The sequence below is a fragment of the Tsukamurella pseudospumae genome (assembly GCF_001575205.1).
Taxonomy (GTDB): domain Bacteria; phylum Actinomycetota; class Actinomycetes; order Mycobacteriales; family Mycobacteriaceae; genus Tsukamurella; species Tsukamurella pseudospumae.
This window is the reverse complement of record NZ_LSRE01000001.1, coordinates 295824-313557: the sequence shown is the minus strand read 5'-3', so window position 1 is coordinate 313557 and position 17734 is coordinate 295824. Positions and strand designations below refer to the sequence as shown.

At 69.5% G+C, this 17734-nt stretch carries 14 protein-coding genes; 7 read left to right on the top strand and 7 right to left on the bottom strand.

Features of this window, described 5'->3' with window-relative positions:
• Window positions 1-19: 19 nt before the first annotated feature.
• From hisD to hisB, 3 genes are read left to right on the top strand one after another with little or no spacing between them, the layout of a single operon-like run.
• On the top strand, window positions 20-1366 hold the full coding sequence (gene hisD / locus AXK61_RS01490) for a histidinol dehydrogenase (protein WP_068743408.1): 1347 nt from the start codon (window positions 20-22) through the stop codon (window positions 1364-1366).
• Complete coding sequence (locus AXK61_RS01485; protein ID WP_068569436.1) at window positions 1363-2490, top strand: histidinol-phosphate transaminase; 1128 nt, start codon at window positions 1363-1365, stop codon at window positions 2488-2490. Before hisD ends, AXK61_RS01485 begins: the two co-directional genes overlap by 4 nt.
• The gene (hisB, locus tag AXK61_RS01480; protein ID WP_068569437.1) at window positions 2487-3101 is read left to right on the top strand and encodes an imidazoleglycerol-phosphate dehydratase HisB; all 615 of its coding nucleotides are present in this window, start codon (window positions 2487-2489) and stop codon (window positions 3099-3101) included. The genes AXK61_RS01485 and hisB overlap by 4 nt, the downstream gene beginning before the upstream one ends.
• A gap of 55 nt (window positions 3102-3156) precedes the next feature.
• On the opposite strand, the gene allB is transcribed toward hisB, so the two are convergent.
• Window positions 3157-4506: an allantoinase AllB gene (gene allB / locus AXK61_RS01475; RefSeq protein WP_068569438.1), complete on the bottom strand. Its 1350-nt coding sequence runs from the start codon at window positions 4504-4506 to the stop codon at window positions 3157-3159.
• 245 nt (window positions 4507-4751) lie between these two features.
• On the opposite strand from allB, the gene AXK61_RS01470 reads away from it, so the two are divergent.
• The 4 genes from AXK61_RS01470 to AXK61_RS01455 are packed head-to-tail and all read left to right on the top strand — an operon-like array spanning window position 4752 to window position 9222.
• Window positions 4752-6296, top strand: a complete 1545-nt coding sequence (locus AXK61_RS01470) for an NCS1 family nucleobase:cation symporter-1 (protein ID WP_082789164.1) — start codon at window positions 4752-4754, stop codon at window positions 6294-6296.
• 11 nt (window positions 6297-6307) lie between these two features.
• Window positions 6308-7030 (top strand): aspartate/glutamate racemase family protein, encoded by a 723-nt coding sequence (locus tag AXK61_RS01465; RefSeq protein ID WP_068569439.1) that lies wholly within the window; start codon window positions 6308-6310, stop codon window positions 7028-7030.
• 34 nt (window positions 7031-7064) lie between these two features.
• On the top strand, window positions 7065-8468 hold the full coding sequence (gene dctA / locus AXK61_RS01460; RefSeq protein WP_082789177.1) for a C4-dicarboxylate transporter DctA: 1404 nt from the start codon (window positions 7065-7067) through the stop codon (window positions 8466-8468).
• Window positions 8461-9222, top strand: a complete 762-nt coding sequence (locus AXK61_RS01455) for an MTAP family purine nucleoside phosphorylase (RefSeq protein ID WP_068569440.1) — start codon at window positions 8461-8463, stop codon at window positions 9220-9222. Before dctA ends, AXK61_RS01455 begins: the two co-directional genes overlap by 8 nt.
• Window positions 9223-9290: 68 nt before the next feature.
• Here AXK61_RS01455 and AXK61_RS01450 read toward each other — a convergent pair whose 3' ends face one another.
• The 6 genes from AXK61_RS01450 to AXK61_RS01425 form a co-directional block, all read right to left on the bottom strand.
• Window positions 9291-10112 carry a bifunctional allantoicase/(S)-ureidoglycine aminohydrolase gene (locus AXK61_RS01450; protein ID WP_068743406.1) on the bottom strand — a complete coding sequence of 274 codons (822 nt, stop codon included), beginning with the start codon at window positions 10110-10112 and terminating at the stop codon, window positions 9291-9293.
• Window positions 10109-11380: a DUF6986 family protein gene (locus AXK61_RS01445; protein WP_068743403.1), complete on the bottom strand. Its 1272-nt coding sequence runs from the start codon at window positions 11378-11380 to the stop codon at window positions 10109-10111. The genes AXK61_RS01450 and AXK61_RS01445 overlap by 4 nt, the downstream gene beginning before the upstream one ends.
• 136 nt (window positions 11381-11516) lie before the next feature.
• Entirely contained in the window at window positions 11517-12821 is a 1305-nt protein-coding gene (guaD, locus tag AXK61_RS01440) for a guanine deaminase (protein ID WP_068569443.1), read from the bottom strand.
• Window positions 12818-13627 carry a xanthine dehydrogenase accessory protein XdhC gene (xdhC, locus tag AXK61_RS01435; protein WP_068743540.1) on the bottom strand — a complete coding sequence of 270 codons (810 nt, stop codon included), beginning with the start codon at window positions 13625-13627 and terminating at the stop codon, window positions 12818-12820. The genes guaD and xdhC overlap by 4 nt, the downstream gene beginning before the upstream one ends.
• Before the next feature lie 7 nt (window positions 13628-13634).
• Window positions 13635-16049 (bottom strand): xanthine dehydrogenase molybdopterin binding subunit, encoded by a 2415-nt coding sequence (gene xdhB / locus AXK61_RS01430; RefSeq protein ID WP_068743402.1) that lies wholly within the window; start codon window positions 16047-16049, stop codon window positions 13635-13637.
• Window positions 16046-17530 (bottom strand): xanthine dehydrogenase small subunit, encoded by a 1485-nt coding sequence (locus tag AXK61_RS01425; protein ID WP_231855370.1) that lies wholly within the window; start codon window positions 17528-17530, stop codon window positions 16046-16048. The genes xdhB and AXK61_RS01425 overlap by 4 nt, the downstream gene beginning before the upstream one ends.
• Between the last annotated feature and the right edge of the window lie 204 nt (window positions 17531-17734).

Below are 17734 nucleotides of genomic sequence, written 5' to 3'. Positions count from 1 at the left end.
GGACCCATAGAATGGTGTCATGCCTGATCTGCAGCTGACCCGTCTCGACCTGCGTGGTCGCCGCCCGTCGCTCACCGAGTTGCGCGCGGCGCTTCCGCGCGGCGGCGTCGACGTCGACGCCGTGGTGCCGCAGGTCCGCCCGATCGTGGACGCGGTGGCCGAGCGCGGCGCCGACGCCGCCCTCGAGTTCGGTGAGACGTTCGACGGTGTCCGCCCGCCCACGGTCCGCGTTCCCGCGGCGGCGCTGGAGCGTTCGCTCGCGCAGCTGGATCCGGCGATCCGTGCGGCGTTGGAGACCGCGATCGAGCGGGTCCGGAAGGTGCACTCCGATCAGCGTCGCGTCGATACCGTGACCGAGGTGGTGCCCGGAGGCACCGTCACCGAGCGGTGGATCCCGGTCGACCGCGTCGGACTGTACGTACCCGGTGGCAACGCCGTGTACCCGTCGTCCGTCGTCATGAACGTCGTGCCGGCCCAGATCGCCGGCGTCGGCTCGCTCGTCGTGCTCTCGCCCGCGCAGAAGGACTTCGACGGTCTGCCGCACCCCACGATCCTCGCCGCCTGCGCGCTGCTCGGCGTCGACGAGGTGTGGGCCACCGGCGGCGCCCAGGGCATCGCGCTGGCCGCGCACGGCGGCACTGATCTCGACGGCGCCGAACTCGCCCCCGTCGACCTCATCACCGGTCCCGGCAACATCTACGTGACGGCCGCGAAGCGGCTCTGCCGCGGTCTCGTCGGCATCGACGCGGAGGCCGGGCCCACGGAGATCGCGATCCTCGCGGACAACACCGCCGATCCGGTGCACGTCGCGGCCGACCTGATCAGCCAGGCCGAGCACGACGTCATGGCCGCGTCCGTGCTGGTCACCACGTCGTCCGAGCTCGCCGACCGCGTCGACGAGGCGCTGTCCGCCCAACTCGAGGTCACGCGCCACCGCGAGCGCGTGGACACCGCACTGCGCGGCCCGCAGTCCGGCACCGTCCTCGTGGACGGCATCGACGAGGGCCTCGACGTGGTCAACGCCTACGCCGCGGAGCACCTCGAGATCCAGACCGCGGAGGCGCGCGCGGTCGCCGGCCGCGTCCGTGCCGCCGGCGCGATCTTCGTCGGCCCGCACTCGCCGGTGAGCCTCGGCGACTACGCCGCGGGCAGCAACCACGTCCTGCCCACCGCCGGTTGCGCCCGGCACAGCTCGGGGCTGTCGGTGCAGACCTTCCTGCGGGGAGTGCACGTCGTCGAGTACGACGAGGCCGCGCTCAAGGACATCGCGGGCACCGTCATCACCCTCGCGAACTCCGAGGACCTGCCGGCGCACGGCGAGGCCGTGCGGCTGCGCTTCGAGTCGCTGAAGGGTGGGAACGCGTGACCCCGCTTCCCGGTGAATCGGTGACGCTGGACCAGCTGCCGATCCGCGACACGCTGCGCGGCAAGGAGCCCTACGGGGCGCCGCAGCTGCCGGTGGCCGCCGCGATGAACACCAACGAGAACCCGCATGCGCCGAGTCCCGCGCTCGTCGCGGACATCGCGAAGGCCGTCGGCGAGGCCGCCGCCGCGATGAACCGGTATCCCGACCGCGACCTGGCCGCGCTGCGGAACCGGTTGGCGGAGTACGTGACCGAGCGGACGGGCACCGTCGTCGGTCCGCAGAACGTGTGGGCGGCGAACGGCTCCAACGAGATCCTGCAGCAGGTGCTGCAGGTGTTCGGCGGTCCCGGTCGTACGGCGATGGGATTCGTGCCCAGCTATTCGATGCACCCGATCATCTCGGACGGCACCGACACGCACTGGATCCCGGGAAAGCGGACCGCGGACTTCGCGCTCGACGTGGACTACGCCGTCGGTGCCATCGACGAGCTGCGGCCCGACGTGCTGTTCCTGACCAACCCCAACAACCCGACCGGGCACCTCATCGCCGAGGATGACCTGATCCGGATGATCGAGGCTGCGCCGGGCATCGTCATCGTCGACGAGGCCTACGGGGAGTTCAGCTCGGGGCCGTCCGCGGTGCGCCTGCTGGACCGCTTCGGCGGCAAGCTGATCGTCAGCCGCACGATGAGCAAGGCCTTCGCCTTCGCGGGCGGCCGGGTGGGTTACCTCGTTGCGGCGCCTGCGATCGTGGACGCCATCCAGCTGGTGCGCCTTCCGTATCACCTGTCCGTGTTCACGCAGGCCGCCGCGATCGCCGCGATCGATCATCGCGCGGAGACCCTCGCGTCCGTCGCGCACCTGTCCGCCGAACGCGACCGGATCGCGGCGCGGCTGCGGGCCCTGGGCTACCAGGTCATCGAATCGCACGCGAACTTCATCCTCTACGGCGGCTTCGCCGACGAGGCCGCCGCCTGGCGTACCTACCTCGATGGGGGAGTCCTGGTGCGCGACATGCACATCCCCGGGTTCCTCCGCGTGACGGTGGGCCTGGACCACGAGAACGACGCCTTCCTCGCGATCAGCGAGAAGCTGGCACCGAAGAACGACGGAGACCGCTCATGACCGATCGCATCGCCCGTATCGAGCGCACGACGCGCGAATCGTCCATCGTCGTCGAGCTGAACCTCGATGGCACCGGGAAGACCGAGATCTCCACGGGCGTGCCCTTCTTCGACCACATGCTCACGGCGTTCGGCCAGCACGGCAGCTTCGATCTGACCGTGCAGGCCAAGGGCGACATCGAGATCGACGCGCATCACACGGTGGAGGACACCTCCATCGTGCTCGGTCAGGCGTTCGCGGAGGCGCTCGGCGACAAGCGCGGCATCCGCCGGTTCGGCGACTGCTTCATCCCGATGGACGAGACGCTCGCGCACGCGTCGGTGGACGTCTCCGGCCGGCCCTACGCGGTGCACACGGGCGAGCCCGAGTACCTGGTCAGCTCGGTGATCGGCGGCTACCCGGGGGTCCCGTACTCGACGGTGATCAACCGCCACGTCTTCGAGTCGCTCGCCATGAACGCGCGCATCGCGCTGCACGTGCGGGTGCTCTACGGTCGCGACCCGCACCACATCACCGAGGCCGAGTTCAAGGCCGTGGCCCGCGCCCTCCGCGCGGCCGTCGAGCCCGACCCGCGGGTCACGGGCGTACCGTCGACCAAGGGAACGCTCTAACCCCACGTTCCCGGGGGCAGACGGTGCGCCGCCGGCCCCGGGACGCGTCGGCCTACTAGGCCTCGCCGCGCCGGATCAGGTTGCCGTGCGGGGTCTCGAAGTCGACCTTCTGTCCGCGCAGCCACGTGTCCTTCACGACGCCGGCGAGAGCCTTGCCGTCGTACGGCGAGATGGCGTTCTTGTGATGCAGGTGGTGGACGTCCACGACCTGCGCGGCCTCGGGCTCGAAGATCGCGAAGTCCGCGTCGAAGCCCAGGGCGATCCGGCCCTTGCGCGTCATGCCGGCCAGCTTGGCGGGGTTCGCGGACATCCACTCGAGCACCTGCTCGAGGCCGATACCGCGGCGCTTGGCCTCGGTCCAGATCAGGGACAGACCGAGCTGCAGCGAGGCGACGCCGCCCCACGCGACACCGAAGTCGCCGTTCTCGACGTCCTTGAGGTCGATCGTCGAGGGGGAGTGGTCGGAGACGATGCAGTCGATCGTGCCGTTCTGCAGTCCCTCCCACAGCAGCTCGCGGTTCGACGCCTCGCGGATCGGCGGGCAGCACTTGAACGCCGTCGCGCCGTTGGGGATCTCCTCCGCCAGCAGCGTGAGGTAGTGCGGGCAGGTCTCGACGGTGAGCTTGACCCCGTCGCGCCGCGCGCTCGCGATCATCGGCAGTGCGTCCGACGAGGACAGGTGCAGCACGTGCGCGCGGGCGCCGGTCCAACGGGCGCGCTCGATCACGTCGGCGATCGCCTTGTTCTCGGCCCCGCGCGGGCGGGAGGCGAGGAAGCCCGCGTACTCGGCTCCGGTGGGCTCGGGGGCGTGGTCGATCGAGCACGCGTCCTCCGCGTGCACGATCATCAGGGAGTCGAAGGTGGCCAGTTCGGCCATGTCCTCCTGCATCTCGTCCACCGTGAGCGCCGGGAACTCGTCGACGCCCGAGTGCAGCAGGAAGCACTTGAAGCCGAACACGCCGTCGTCGTGCAGGCCGCGCAGCTGGTCCTTGTTGCCCGGCACGGCACCGCCCCAGAAGCCCACGTCGATGTGGGCCTTGGGCCCGGCCACCTCGCGCTTGAGGCGCAGGGCCTCGCGGTCGACGGTGGGCGGGATCGAGTTGAGCGGCATGTCGACGAGGGTGGTGACGCCACCGGCGGCGGCTGCCTTGGTCGCGGACTCGAAGCCCTCCCAGTCGGTACGACCGGGCTCGTTCACGTGCACATGGGTGTCGACGAGTCCGGGGATCATCACCTGGTCGTCGCGCAGTTCGATGACCTCCCGGCCCGTGAGGCCGTTTCCGAGCGGCTCGATGGCGACGACGCGGCCGTCGCGGATCCCGACCTCGCGGGCGACCGTCCCGGCGGTGGTCACGATGCGGCGGCCGCGGACCACCAGGTCGTACTCGGCACTGTCCGTGCTCATGCAGGTTCTCCTTCGCTGGAAATTCCGTGTCGCGGAATTTCGTCTCGATCCTGGGGCCACACTAGGTGTGACCTGCGCCACTAGTCAAGATCCAAGTTTCCGCCGTGTGAGGATCTTATTCCGACATGCGACATCCCTCTTGACAGAGCCGCTGGTATAGGTCTTACTTATCGCTACCAGTGGAAGAACAGTTCCGCACAACGGAATGAATTCGAGCGGTCAGCCAGCAGGAACGAAGGCCCAGCATGACAGAAGAACTCACCCCCCGCGCAGGCGCGCCGGAGGCGAATCCGATCCGACTCGGGGACGCCGCGGTCACCGACCTCCCGGACGTGGACGCGCTGAACCGGCTCAGCGACGGCCTCTACAACCGGGATCTCGCTCCCACGAAACGTACCGGTCGTACCTGGGGTGGCTACAACATCTTCACCCTGTGGGCGAACGACGTGCACAGCCTCGGGAACTACGCCTTCGCGATCGGCCTGTTCGCGCTCGGCCTCGGAGGATGGCAGATCCTCCTCGCGCTCGGCCTCGGCGGCGTGTTCCTCTTCCTCCTGCTGAATCTGTCCGGGTTCATGGGCGAGAAGACGGGTGTGCCCTTCCCGGTCATGAGCCGCATCTCCTTCGGCATCCGCGGCGCGCAGATACCCGCGCTCATCCGCGGAGTCGTCGCGATCGCCTGGTTCGGCATCCAGACCTATCTCGCGTCGGTCGTCCTGCGCATCATGATCGTCGCCGTGATTCCGAGCGCCGACACGCTCGATCACAACCGCTTCCTCGGTCTCTCGACACTGGGGTGGATCGCATTCGTCGTGCTCTGGGTGATCCAGTTGGTGATCGTGAGCTACGGCATGGAGATGATCCGCAAATACGAGGCCTTCGCCGGCCCCGTAATCCTCATCACGATGGCGGCCCTGGCCATCTGGATGTTCGGCAAGGCGGGCTGGTCGATCGCGTGGACCACGCCCGAGTCGAAGACCGGCCTCGACATGTGGCTGCAGATCGTCGGTGGCGCGAGCCTGTGGGTCGCCATCTACGGCACCTTCGTCCTCAACTTCTGCGACTTCACCCGTAATGCGAAGTCCAAGAAGTCCATCGTGCGCGGCAACTTCTTCGGCATCCCCCTCAACATGCTGCTCTTCGGTGGCATCGTGATCACCCTCGCCGGGGCGCAGTTCAAGATCAACGGCCAGGTCATCGAGTCGCCGGCGGACATCGTCAAGACCGTCCCGAACACGCTGCTGCTGGTCCTCGCGTGCCTGGCGCTGCTCGTGCTGACCGTCGCGGTCAATCTCATGGCGAACTTCGTCGCGCCGATCTACGCGCTCAACAACCTCTTCCCGAAGCAGCTGAACTTCCGGCGCGCCGGCCTCATCTCCGGAGTCATCGGCATCGTCATCCTGCCGTGGAACCTCTACGACTCGCCCGCGGTGATCACCTACTTCCTGGGCGGCCTCGGCGCTCTTCTGGGCCCGCTCTTCGGCATCGTCATGGCCGACTACTGGCTGATCCGCAAGTCCAAGGTTAACGTGCCGGACCTGTACTGCGACCTGCCCGACGCGCCGTACTACTACCGCGGCGGCGTCAACCCGCGCGCCGTGATCGCCCTGATCCCCACCGCCGGTGCGGCGCTCCTCATGGCATTCGTTCCCGCGTTCCACGTCGTCTCGAACTACTCGTGGTTCATCGGAGCCGCGCTCGGCGCGATCGTCTACCTGCTCGTGGCCGACCGCGAGGGCCCGTTCGTCGACGTCTCCGGCGAGCCGATCGCCGTTCCCAGCAAGCACTAGGAGCACCCGCCATGCGCATTCTCGTCGCCAACGTCAACACCACCGAGTCCATGACCGCGGCCATCGCGGAATCCGCCCGGTCCGCCGCGTCCCCGGGGACCGAGATCATCGGCATCACACCGCGATTCGGCGCGGACTCCTGCGAAGGGAACTTCGAGTCCTACCTCGCGGCGATCGCCGTCATGGATGCGATCACCCGGTACGAGGGCCCGTACGACGCCGTCATTCAGGCGGGCTACGGCGAGCACGGCCGCGAGGGCCTGCAGGAGCTGCTCGAGGTTCCGGTCGTCGACATCACCGAGGCCGCGGCGTCGACCGCGATGTACCTGGGGCACAAGTACTCCGTGGTCACCACCCTCGACCGCACCGTCCCGCTCATCGAGGACCGGCTCAAGCTGGCCGGTCTCGACGCACGGTGCGCCTCGGTCCGGGCCTCGGGTCTCGGCGTGCTCGAACTCGAGTCCGAGCCCGAGCGCGCCGTCGAGGCGATCGTCTCCCAGGCCCGCGAGGCGGTCGAGCGCGACCACGCCGAGGTCATCTGCCTCGGCTGCGGAGGCATGGCCGAGCTCGAGGAGAAGGTGTCGGCCGCAACGGGAGTCCCCATCGTCGACGGTGTCCGCTCGGCCGTCACGATCGCGGAGGGGTTGGTCCGCATGGGACTGCGCACCTCGAAGGTCCGGACGTACGCCACCCCGCGACCGAAGGTCGTGACCGGCTGGCCGATTCAGAGTTGACACAGACCCCATGCCCGACACGAAGGGAACGACCATGAGCACGACTGCTGCGCCGACCAAGAAGCCCTGGTACAGATCGTTGTTCGTGCAGGTGCTCATCGGCATCGCCGCGGGCATCAGCACCGGCATCTTCTTCCCGGACTTCTCCCACCACCTGGCTCCGCTGGGCCAGGGCTTCATCAAGCTCATCAAGATGCTCGTCTCGCCGCTGATCTTCCTCGTCGTGGTGACGGGTATCGCGAAGGTCGGCAGCATGGCGGCCCTCGGCAAGATCGGCGCGAAGGCGCTGCTCTGGTTCACGGTGTGCACGACCTTCGCGCTCGCGTTGGGCCTGCTCGTAGGCAACGTGGTGCGGCCCGGTGCCGGACTGCACATCGACCCGGCGACGCTCGATGCGAGCGCCATCGATGCGCAGACGCACGGTGAGAAGCTGCCCGGCGGCGTCGACTTCGTCATGAACATCATTCCGACGTCGGTCGTCGACGCGTTCGCGAAGAACAACCTGCTGCAGGTGCTCCTGTTCGCAGTACTCTTCGGTGTCGCCCTGGCCGCGATCAGCGAGAAGGTGCAGCCGATCCTGCTCGAGGTGATCGATCAGGCGATGCACGTGATCTTCCGCATCGTCAGCTACATCATGTACCTGGCCCCGATCGGCGCCTTCGGCGCGATGGCGTTCACAGTGGGCAACTACGGCGCGAGTTCGCTGGCGTCGTTCGGCATGCTGGTCGTGGCCTGCTACGGCGCGGCGATCGTGTTCATCCTCATCCTCTCCGTCGCGGTGCGGCTCATCACCGGCGTGAGTACGTGGAAGTTCCTCAAGTACTGCCGCGAGGAGTTCATGCTCGCGCTCGGCACCGGCTCGTCCGAGGCCGTGATGCCGTCTGTGATCAAGAAGCTCGACGCCGCCGGCTGCGACCGCTCGGTCGTCGGCCTGGTGATCCCGACCGGCTACTCGTTCAACCTCGACGGCGCCGCGATCTACCTGTCGCTGTCGATGATGTTCCTCGCCCAGGCCGTCGGCGCGGATCTCAGTGTGGGGCAGCAGATCGCGATCATGGGAATCCTGATCCTCAGCTCCAAGGGGATGGCCGGCGTTCCGGGTTCGGCGTTCGTCGCGTTGTCGGCGACCGCCGCAGCCGTCGGAGCATTCCCGGTCGCGGCGGTGGCGCTGCTGCTCGGTGCGGACCGTCTGATGGATTCCATGCGCGTCGCGACGAACCTCCTGGGGAACTGTCTCGCGACCTTCGTGATCGCGCGCTGGGAGGGCCTCCTCGACACCGAGAAGATGAAGGCGGTCCTCGAGGGCACGCTGGTCGTCGACGATCCCGATGACGTCCGTGCACACCCCGGTCACGGCACCGCGGCGTTCCCGCCGCGCGCCGACGCGGTGACCGTCGCCGATGGCGTCACCGATCCCGAAGGAGCGAAGAATGTCTGAGTCCACCGCCGCGCACGCAGAGGGTGCAACGGTCGCCATCCTCGGCAGCTGGGGCTACTACGGACTGTTGGACGACGCGCGCTCCTACCCGGTCGACACGCCGTACGGTCGCCCGTCGGACGACGTCGTCATCGGCACCGCACACGGTCGACGCGTGGCGTATCTGACGCGGTCCGGGCGCGAGCGGAACATCCCGCCGCACCGGATCAACCACCGCGCCAACATCTGGGCGCTGCACCACCTCGGGGTACGGCACATCTTCGGCGCCACCCCCGCGGGGGCGTTCGATCCGTCGATCGGCGTGGGCACCGTCGTGGTTCCCGATCAGCTCGTCGACCGGACCGGCGTCACCGACGACACCTTCCACGACGACGAGGACGTCCGCGTGTCCTTCGCGGAGCCCTTCGCCGCGGACACGCGCGAGGCGGCGATCTCGGCGCTGCGCGAGCAACGCTGGGTGGTGGCCGACGGCGGCGTGGTCGTCGCGATCCGCGGCCCGCGGTTCTCGACGACCGCGGAGTCCCGGTGGTACGCCGCGCAGGGCTGGGACGTGGTCTCGACGACGCCCTATCCGGAGTCGGTCCTCGCCCGCGAGCTCGGCATGGGCTACGCCTGCGTCGCGTTGGTGACGGACCACGACGTCATCGCCGAGACGCCGTGGCCGGTCAGCCAGGAGCAGGTGGAGCGGACCCTCGACGCGAACACGATGCGCCTGCGAGAGGCCCTCGTCCGGGCGGCGGCCGCGCTGTCCTGACCGGTTTCCGCGTACGACGGTGCCGCCTCCCGGAGTCCCGGGAGGCGGCACCGTCGTACTGGCGTGCGTTACAGGGCGATCTGGCGGTTGACGTCCTTGTAGAGGAGGTAGCGGAAGTTCGACGGTCCGCCGGCGTAGCAGGCCTGGGGGCAGAAGGCGCGCAGCGACATGTAGTCGCCCTCCTGCACCTCCACCCAGTCACCGTTGAGGCGGTAGACCGCCTTGCCCTCGAGGACGAAGAGGCCGTGCTCCATGACGTGCGTCTCAGCGAACGGGATCGACGCGCCGGGCTCGAAGGTCACGATGTTGCAGTGCATGTCGTACGCGAGGTCCTGCGGGTCGAGGATCCGCGTCGTGCGCCACTTGTTGTCGGTGCCGGGCATCGCGGAGGGCTCGATGTCGCGCTCGTTGCCGACGGCGACCTTCGGGGTGTGGCCGGCGAGCGGCTCGTACCGCTTGCGGATCCACTGGAAGACGGCGGCACCGTCGGCCTTGTTGGCGACGGACCAGGCCGTTCCGGCAGGGATGTACGCGTAGCCGCCGGAGGTGAGCGCGTGGGCGCTGCCGTCGATGGTCACGTCGAGCTCGCCCTGCGTGAGCAGGAGGAAGCTCTCGACCTCGGGCTGGGGCTCCGGAGCGTCGGAGCCGCCGCCGGGGGAGACCTCGACGATGGACTGCGCGAACGTGGTGGAACCGCCGGCGACAGGGCGGTTGAGGACCCACGCGCGGGTGTTCGTCCAGCCCGGGAACACCGAGGTGACGATGTCGCGCATGACGCCGCGGGGGATCACCGTGTACGCCTCGGTCACGATGGCGCGGTCGGTGAGCAGATCGGTCTGCGGCGGGTGCCCGCCCTGCGGCGAGTAGTAGAAGGGCTCGGTGGCGCTCATCGGTTCTCCTGGTTCTGGATGGGACGGTTCAGGGCGAGGTCGCGCACGGTGTCGACCGTGACCTCTGCGGCGGAGGCGACCTCGGCGGCGGTGACCGCCCCGCAGGTCACGCCGCGATGGATGAAGGACGCCAGCGCGCGGGCCGTCGCGGGCTCGTCGAGGATGGCGGAATCGATCTTGTGCACGTAGTTGCGCAGTCGGGTCGCGGCGGCGTCGAAGCCCTCGCGGTAGAACGCATAGGTAGCGAGGTAGCGGGTGACGAGCTGCGCGGGATGCAGGTCCCAGCCCTGGTAGATCCCGCGCTCGAGGTGGCGCCGGACCAGGCGCGCGTGCAGGCGCCAGGCGTCCGCGACGTGGGCGGGGTCGCCGATCGGGAGGATGTTCGTCGACCCGTCGGACAAGTGGACCCCGGTGCCCGCGACGGCGAGCTGCATGACGTTCTTCGCGTGGTCCGCTGCGGGGTGCTCCATCGACTGGTACTGCGCGGCGATGCCGAGCGAGGCCGAGTAGTCGTAGGTGCCGTAGTGCAGCGAGCTGACGCGGCCCTGTCCGGCGTGGATGAGCCGGGCCACCGGGGCCGTGCCGTCCGCGCCGAGGATGACCTGCGGCGTCTCGACCTGCACCTCGAAGCGCAGGCGGCCGTCGGGCAGGCCGAGGGACTGCTCCAGCCGGCCCGCGACGTCCACCATCGCCTCGACCTGGCCGACGGTGGTGACCTTCGGCAGCGTCAGGGTCAACCCCTCGGGGAGCGGGCCGGCCTCGACGAGCGCACCGAGGAACAGGTCCAGCGTGCGAAGGCCGCGCGCCCGGGTGGGCGCCTCGAAGCATTTGAACCGGATCCCGATGAACGGCGGGGCGACGCCGTCGGCGACCGACTTCGACACGGCCGCAGCGGCGGTGAGGACGTCCGCGTCCTCGGCCTCGTCGCCGCGATCGCCGTAGCCGTCCTCGAAGTCCAGGCGCAGGTCCTCGATCGGCTCCGTGCTGAGCTTGTGCCGGACCAGGTCGGCGAGCGCGGGATCGCCGGCCAGGCCCACGATCTCCGCCACCGCCGCGACGCCACCGGCCTCCTCGGCCGCGGCGATCGCGGCGACGCCCCACGTGCAGGCGGTGTCGGGGGCGAACCGGTCCGCCGGGATGTACGCGGTCTGGACCGGCTGCCGGCGGCCGTCGTCGCCCGGGTAGCCGTGCGCCAACAGCGCATCGGTCTCCGCCAGCCGCCCCTCGATCGCGGCCAGAGCGTCGTCGGTGAGCGATCGAGTGGGCATGGGACCTCCGGTCAGTAAATGGAAAATTAATTCCGTATGGTGGAGAATACGCCGATCCGTGTGGTCACACAAGGGTTTCGGAGGTTCCGCCGCGCACGTCGCGCGGGCCCGTTGCGCTCGCGCGGTGGACGGTGCGCTATCCGGCCGGGATCGCGGCCGGGATCACCGGTGCCTCGCCGCCGATCCACACGCGCGCGACGTCCGCGGCGGTGCCGAGCGAGAAGATCTTCGCGAGTGCGTTGTCCGCCGTCGCGGCCTGTCGCAGGCAGACGTCGAGCGGTTGTCCCGCTGCGGGACGGACGAGGATCGCATCGAACTGCCTCCCCACCGACAGGTCGCCGACGTCGTCGAGGCCGAGGGCCTGCGCGCCCGCACGCGTCGCGAGGTGCAGGAGGTGCGCAGCCGTGAGGGGGACACCGTCGCCCATGAGCAACTGCTGCATGAAGTACGCCTGCAGCCCCTCCTTGAACAGCGAGAACCCGCTCCCGGCACCGACATCGGTGCCCAGAGCCACCCGGACGCCGTGGTCGAGGTGGCGGCGCAGCGGGAAGGATCCGCTCGCGAGCGCCGAATTGGAAGTGGGGCAGTGCGCGACCGACGCCCCGGCGCCCGCCAGGAGAGTGAGTTCCGCGTCCGTCGGATGGGCGTTGTGGGCGAGGACGGAACGTTCGGTGATGAGCCCGTGCCGGTGGTACGTGTCGAGGTAGTGCGCCGATCCGGGGAAGAGCCCGGCGACGGCGGCGATCTCCGCGGGGTTCTCGTTCATGTGGGAGGTGAACCACAGCCCGGGCACGTCCTCCATGAGGGCGGCGCCGCTCGCCAGCATGTCCGGCGTCGTCGAGTACGAGAACCGCGGCGTCACCGCGTATCGGAGCCGGCCTCGGCCGTGCCATCTGTCGGCGAGGTCGCGGCCCTCCTTGTAGGACCGTTCCGGGGTGCTCAGCAGGGGCTCGGGCAGATTGTGGTCGCTCGTGACGAGCCCCGCGGTCATCCGGACGCCCACCTGTTCGGCCTCTGCGAAGAGCGCGTCGACGGCGTCGTGGAAGTGGGAGCCGAAGACGAGCGCCGTGGTGGTGCCGGCCGAGGCCAGCCCGGTGAGGAACTCCCTGGCCACCGTGCGGGCGTACCCGGGGTCCTCGAGGCGGCACTCCTCGGGGAGTGCGCACTGGTCCAGCCAGTCCAGGAGGGGCATGCCGAGCCCGCCGATCGCGCGGATCTGCGGGTAGTGGACGTGGGTGTCGACCATGCCGGGCAGGAGCACGCCGTCCCGGAGGTCGGCGACCTCCGCCGCGGGGTGGCGTTCGGCGACACCCCGGAAGCCTCCGCGATCGACGATCACGCCGGCCTCGACGGCGATGCCCGCGTCGTCGTCCGCACGGAGGGCTCCACCTGTGAACGGATCGTCGGGGGTGTCGAGGACGCGGCTGCGGTAGATGATCATGAGTGTTCTCCTGGAACGGATATCGGGAACCTGGCGAGGAGGTCGGCCGCCACGCTGACCGCGATGGTCGCGGGGTGCTTGCCGACGAGTGTGCTCAGCCCGATGGGGGATTGGATGGTGTCGATGGCCTCGGCGTCGTGGCCGGCTTCGGCCAGCAGGGTCCGGAATCGACTCCACTTCGCGGAGGAGCCGATGAGTCCGATGCTGCCCAGTCCGGGTGTGCGGAGGGCCTGGTCGCAGAGGTTGAAATCCTCGGCGTGGTCGTGGGTCATGATGAGGACGTGGGTGCCGACCGGCACTTCCTCCAGCACCGATTCCGGGAGCATCGAGTGCCGGAGGTGCACGGTGGCCTCGCCCGGCTCGATCTGTGCCGCCGCCGTGAGCTGTTCGGGGCGGGAGTCGGTGAGGTGGAGCTCGATGTCCTGCCGGGACAGGATCCGCGCGAGTTCCAGTCCCACGTGGCCGATTCCGAAGATCGCCACCGCCGGCACCACCGGCAACGGTTCGAGCATGATGACCACCTCGCCTCCGCAGCACTGTCGCCCGTGTTCGGTCCGGGCCTTGTCGTTGAGCCGGAGCGTCAGGGTCTCCGGCACCGTGACCCCGCCACGGATCATGGTCCGGGCGCGATCGATCGCGGTCAGTTCGAGATTGCCGCCGCCGATCGTGCCGAACTCGCCGTCCGCAGAGGCGATCATCTTCGCGCCGGCCTCCCGCGGGGCGTGGCCGCGGACGCCGATCTGGGTGATCAGCACAGCGGGTCGCCGGTCGCGGCGGAGGCGGGCGGCGTCGCCCAGCCAGGTCATGTCGACCTCAGCCGAGCGCCGCGGGGGCCGGGGCACGCGCGGCGACCGCGTTCGGGACCGCATCCCGACGGTGACCGTTCCGCTCCGGTCCGGCGGTGCGCGCGTTCTCGACCGCCCAGTACACGGCCTCCGGTGTGGCGGGCGAGGCGAGTTCGACGCTCGTTCCCGGAGGGCCGAACGCGGCCGCCGCCTGACGGAGCGCCTCCCGGACGGAGAAGGCCAGCATGAGCGGCGGCTCGCCGACGGCCTTCGAGCCGTAGACCGCACCGTCCTCGTGGGCCTTGTCCAGTAGCGCGACCCGGAAATCAGGCGGCATCTCGGAGAAGCTCGGCAGCTTGTAGGTACTGGCGGACTGCGTGAGCAGCCGTCCGCGGGTGGGCCGGTCGCTCTCGTCCCACCGGAGGTCCTCCAGTGTCAGCCAGCCCGCGCCCTGCACGAACCCGCCCTCGATCTGGCCGAGGTCGATGAGCGGGGACAGGGAATCGCCGACGTCGTGGACGATGTCCACGCGGCGGAGCCGGTACGCGCCGGTGAAGCCGTCGACCTCGACCTCGCTCGCTGCCACACCGTAGGCGAAGTACTTGAAGGGCTCACCCTGCATGGCCTTCGCGTCCCAGTGCAGGCCCTCGGTGCGGTAGTAGCCGGAGGCCGAGAGCTGTACCCGCTGGAAGTACGCGGCGTGCACGACCTCCTCCCAGGTGAGCTTCGCCGAGGACGCGCCCAGCCCGCTGATCACGCCGTCGTGGAAGCGCACGTCGGACGGATTCGTGCCGAGGAGTCCGGCGGACACCGTCGCGAGCCGGTCGCGGATCTGCTCGCAGGCGTTCTTGACCGCACCGCCGTTGAGGTCGGCGCCGGAGCTGGCCGCGGTCGCCGAGGTGTTGGGCACCTTGTCGGTGCGCGTCGGGGCGAGCCGGACCCGCGACAGCGGTACGCCGAGCGTGGTGGCGGCGACCTGGAGCATCTTCGTGTGCAGCCCCTGGCCCATCTCGGTCCCGCCGTGATTGATCAGGACGGAGCCGTCCTTGTAGACGAGGACGAGCGCGCCGGCCTGATTGAACGCGGTGAGGTTGAACGAGATGCCGAACTTGACCGGCGTGAGGGCGAGCGCGCGTTTGGTGTGCGGGTGCGCCGCGTTGAACGCGTCGATCTCGGCCTCGCGCGCCTCGACATCGCCGGATGCGATGACCTGTTCCCACGCGGTCCGGACTCGGTCGGCGTGCCGGACCGGCTGGCCGTAGGGGGTGCTCTGGCCGTCGCCGTAGAAGTTGCGGCGCCGCAGTTCCCGTGCGGACAGGCCCAGCCGGGGCGCGCAGGCACCGAGGATGTCCTCGATGACCAGCATGCCCTGCGGTCCGCCGAACCCGCGGAACGCCGTCTGTGAGGTCTTGTGGCACTGGGCGATCCGTCCGTGCACCGCGATGTTCGGGATCCAGTACGCGTTGTCGATGTGGCACAGCGCCCGGGCGAGGACGGGCTCGGAGAGGTCGAGGCTCCAGCCGCCGTCGGCGGTGAGCGTCGACTCCAGGGCGGTGATCTGGCCGTCGTCGTCGAAGCCCACCCGCCACGTGGCGTGGAAGCCGTGCCGCTTGCCGGACATCGTCATGTCCTGGGTGCGGTCGAGCCGCAACCGGACCGGGCGCCCGGTCAGGGTCGCCCCGAGGGCGGCGATCGCGGCGAAGCCGTGTGGCTGCATCTCCTTGCCGCCGAACGCCCCTCCCATCCGGAGACATTGCACCGTGACGGCGTTGCTCGGCAGCCCGAGGACGTGCGCGACGATGTCCTGCGTCTCGGACGGGTGCTGCGTACTGGACTGCACGAAGATCTGGCCGGCCTCGTCGACCTGTGCGAGCGAGGCATGGGTCTCGAGGTAGAAGTGCTCCTGCCCGGCGAACTCGAACTCGCCGGAGAAGGTGCGCGCGGCGTGCGCGAACCCGGCCTCCGGATCGCCGCGGCGCACCGTCGGCCGGGCGCCGTGGAAGCTCTCCGCGGCGATCGCATCGCCGATGGTGATCAGCGACGGGAGCGGCTCGAGTTCGAGCTCGACGGCAGCGGCGCCGAGGCGCGCGGCCTCCAGCGTCTCGCCGAGCACCCAGCAGACGGCGTGTCCGTAGAACATCACCTCGTCCTCTGGGAACAACGGCTCGTCGTGTTTGATGCCGGCATCGTTGACCCCGGGGACGTCGGCCGCGGTCAGCACGCGGACGACGCCGGGAACACGCAGGGCCGGCTCGGTGTTCAGTGCGACGATCCGGGCGTGGGCGCAATCGGACTGGACCGGGTGGGCGTGCAGCACGTCGCGGGTGCGCCCGACGAGGTCGTCGGTGTACAGGGCGGCGCCCGTCACGTGCAGGACGGCGCTCTCGTGCGGCACGTCCTGGCCGACGACGGCGTTCGCGGGGCGCTCGGACAGGTGGCTCATGACAGCTCTCCCCGGGCGACGGTGCCGGTCGACACGGTGGACTCGGCGTGGAGCTTCTCGAGGGAGCGGCCGAGCATCGCGGCGCGGTACCGCCCGGATGCGCGGTGGTCGTCCATCGGGGTGCCCTCCGCGCGGAGGATCTCGGCGGCGGCGAGCACCGTGTCGTGCGACCACGGGCGTCCGATCAGTGCCTGTTCGGTAGCAGTGGCGCGTAGTGGGGTGGCAGCGACACCGCCGAGGCCGATCGCGGCTCGGGTGATCGTGCCGTCGTCGATCGTCAGCGCGAACGCGACGGCGACGCTGGAGATGTCGTCGAAGCGGCGTTTGGCGATCTTGTGGAACGCCGTGACCGGACTGAGCGGCACCGGAATCCGCACCGCCTTGATCAGTTCGTCGGGGCGGCGCACCGTCTGCCGGTAGCCGGTGAAGTACTCCGACAGCGGGACCGAGCGCTCCCCGGACCGCGACGCGAGGATCAGCTGCGCCTCGAGGGCGAGCAACGCCGGTGGAGTGTCGCCGATGGGCGAACCGGTGCCGAGGTTGCCGCCGAGCGTGGCGGCGTTGCGGATGAGCCGCGACGCGAACTGCGGGAAGACCTTCGCCAGGAGTGGGATCCGGCCGTCCAGCCGTCGTTCGATCTCCGAGAGCGTGAGTGCGGCGCCGATCTCGACGGCGTCGGCGTAGACGTTCAGCTCGCGCAGTTCGGGAAGGCGGTCGATCGCCACGACGAGTGGTTCTCGGCGACCTTTGAGGTTCACGTCGACGCCGAAATCGGTGGAACCCGCCACCAGCACCGGGGATTCGTCCGCGGCCAGCAGGTCGAGCACATCGTCGAAGGAGGCGGGACGGAGGAATCGCCCGTGCGCGCTGTGGATCTCGGTCGGTTGCGGCTCCGGTGCGGGTTCGGCCCGCCGAGCGGCCAGTGGGTCGTCGTCGGCGGGTTCTGCGGGAAGTCCGTACGCCGCATCGCGGATCGGGCGGTATCCCGTGCAGCGGCAGAGGTTTCCGGACAGGGCGTGCAGGTCGAAGCCGTTGGGGCCGTGTTCCTCGTCGTGCGCGGGGCAGTCGTTGGATCCCTGCGGTGCGGAGGAGCTTTCGCAGGCGCGATCCGGCCGGTAGTACTCCGCCGCCATGCTGCAGATGAATCCCGGTGTGCAGTAGCCGCATTGCGATCCGCCGCGCAGTGCCATGGCCTGCTGGACGGGGTGCAACAGGTCGGGGGATCCGAGCCCCTCAGAGGTGATGATCTCCTGGTCGGCCAGTGCCGCAGCGGGGGTCAGGCAGGCGTTGATGGCCGTCCACCTGGTCCTATCCCCGGGTTCGTCGGGGTCGCCGGGACGGGCGACGAGGATGGAACACGCTCCGCACTCGCCCTCCGCGCAGCCCTCCTTGGCGCCGGTCAGGCCCTGGTCACGGAGCCAATCGAGTGTGCTCGTGTGGGCGGGTCCCGTGAAGGCGTGGGGTTCGCCGTTGACTGTCACACGACATCCGGTCAGCGTTTCGATCACCGCTGCATCCCTACTGAACCCGGGGACGGGTTCCGTCAGGCATGGTTCGTGTAGCTGAGCTGGACCGCTGGTTTTCCATGCGAACAGGGTCCAGAGCTTGATCATAGGTGACGCGAGTCACAGTGGGAAGAGTGTTTCGGAATTTTGTTTCCGCATCCCGGACTCGGTCGACCTACG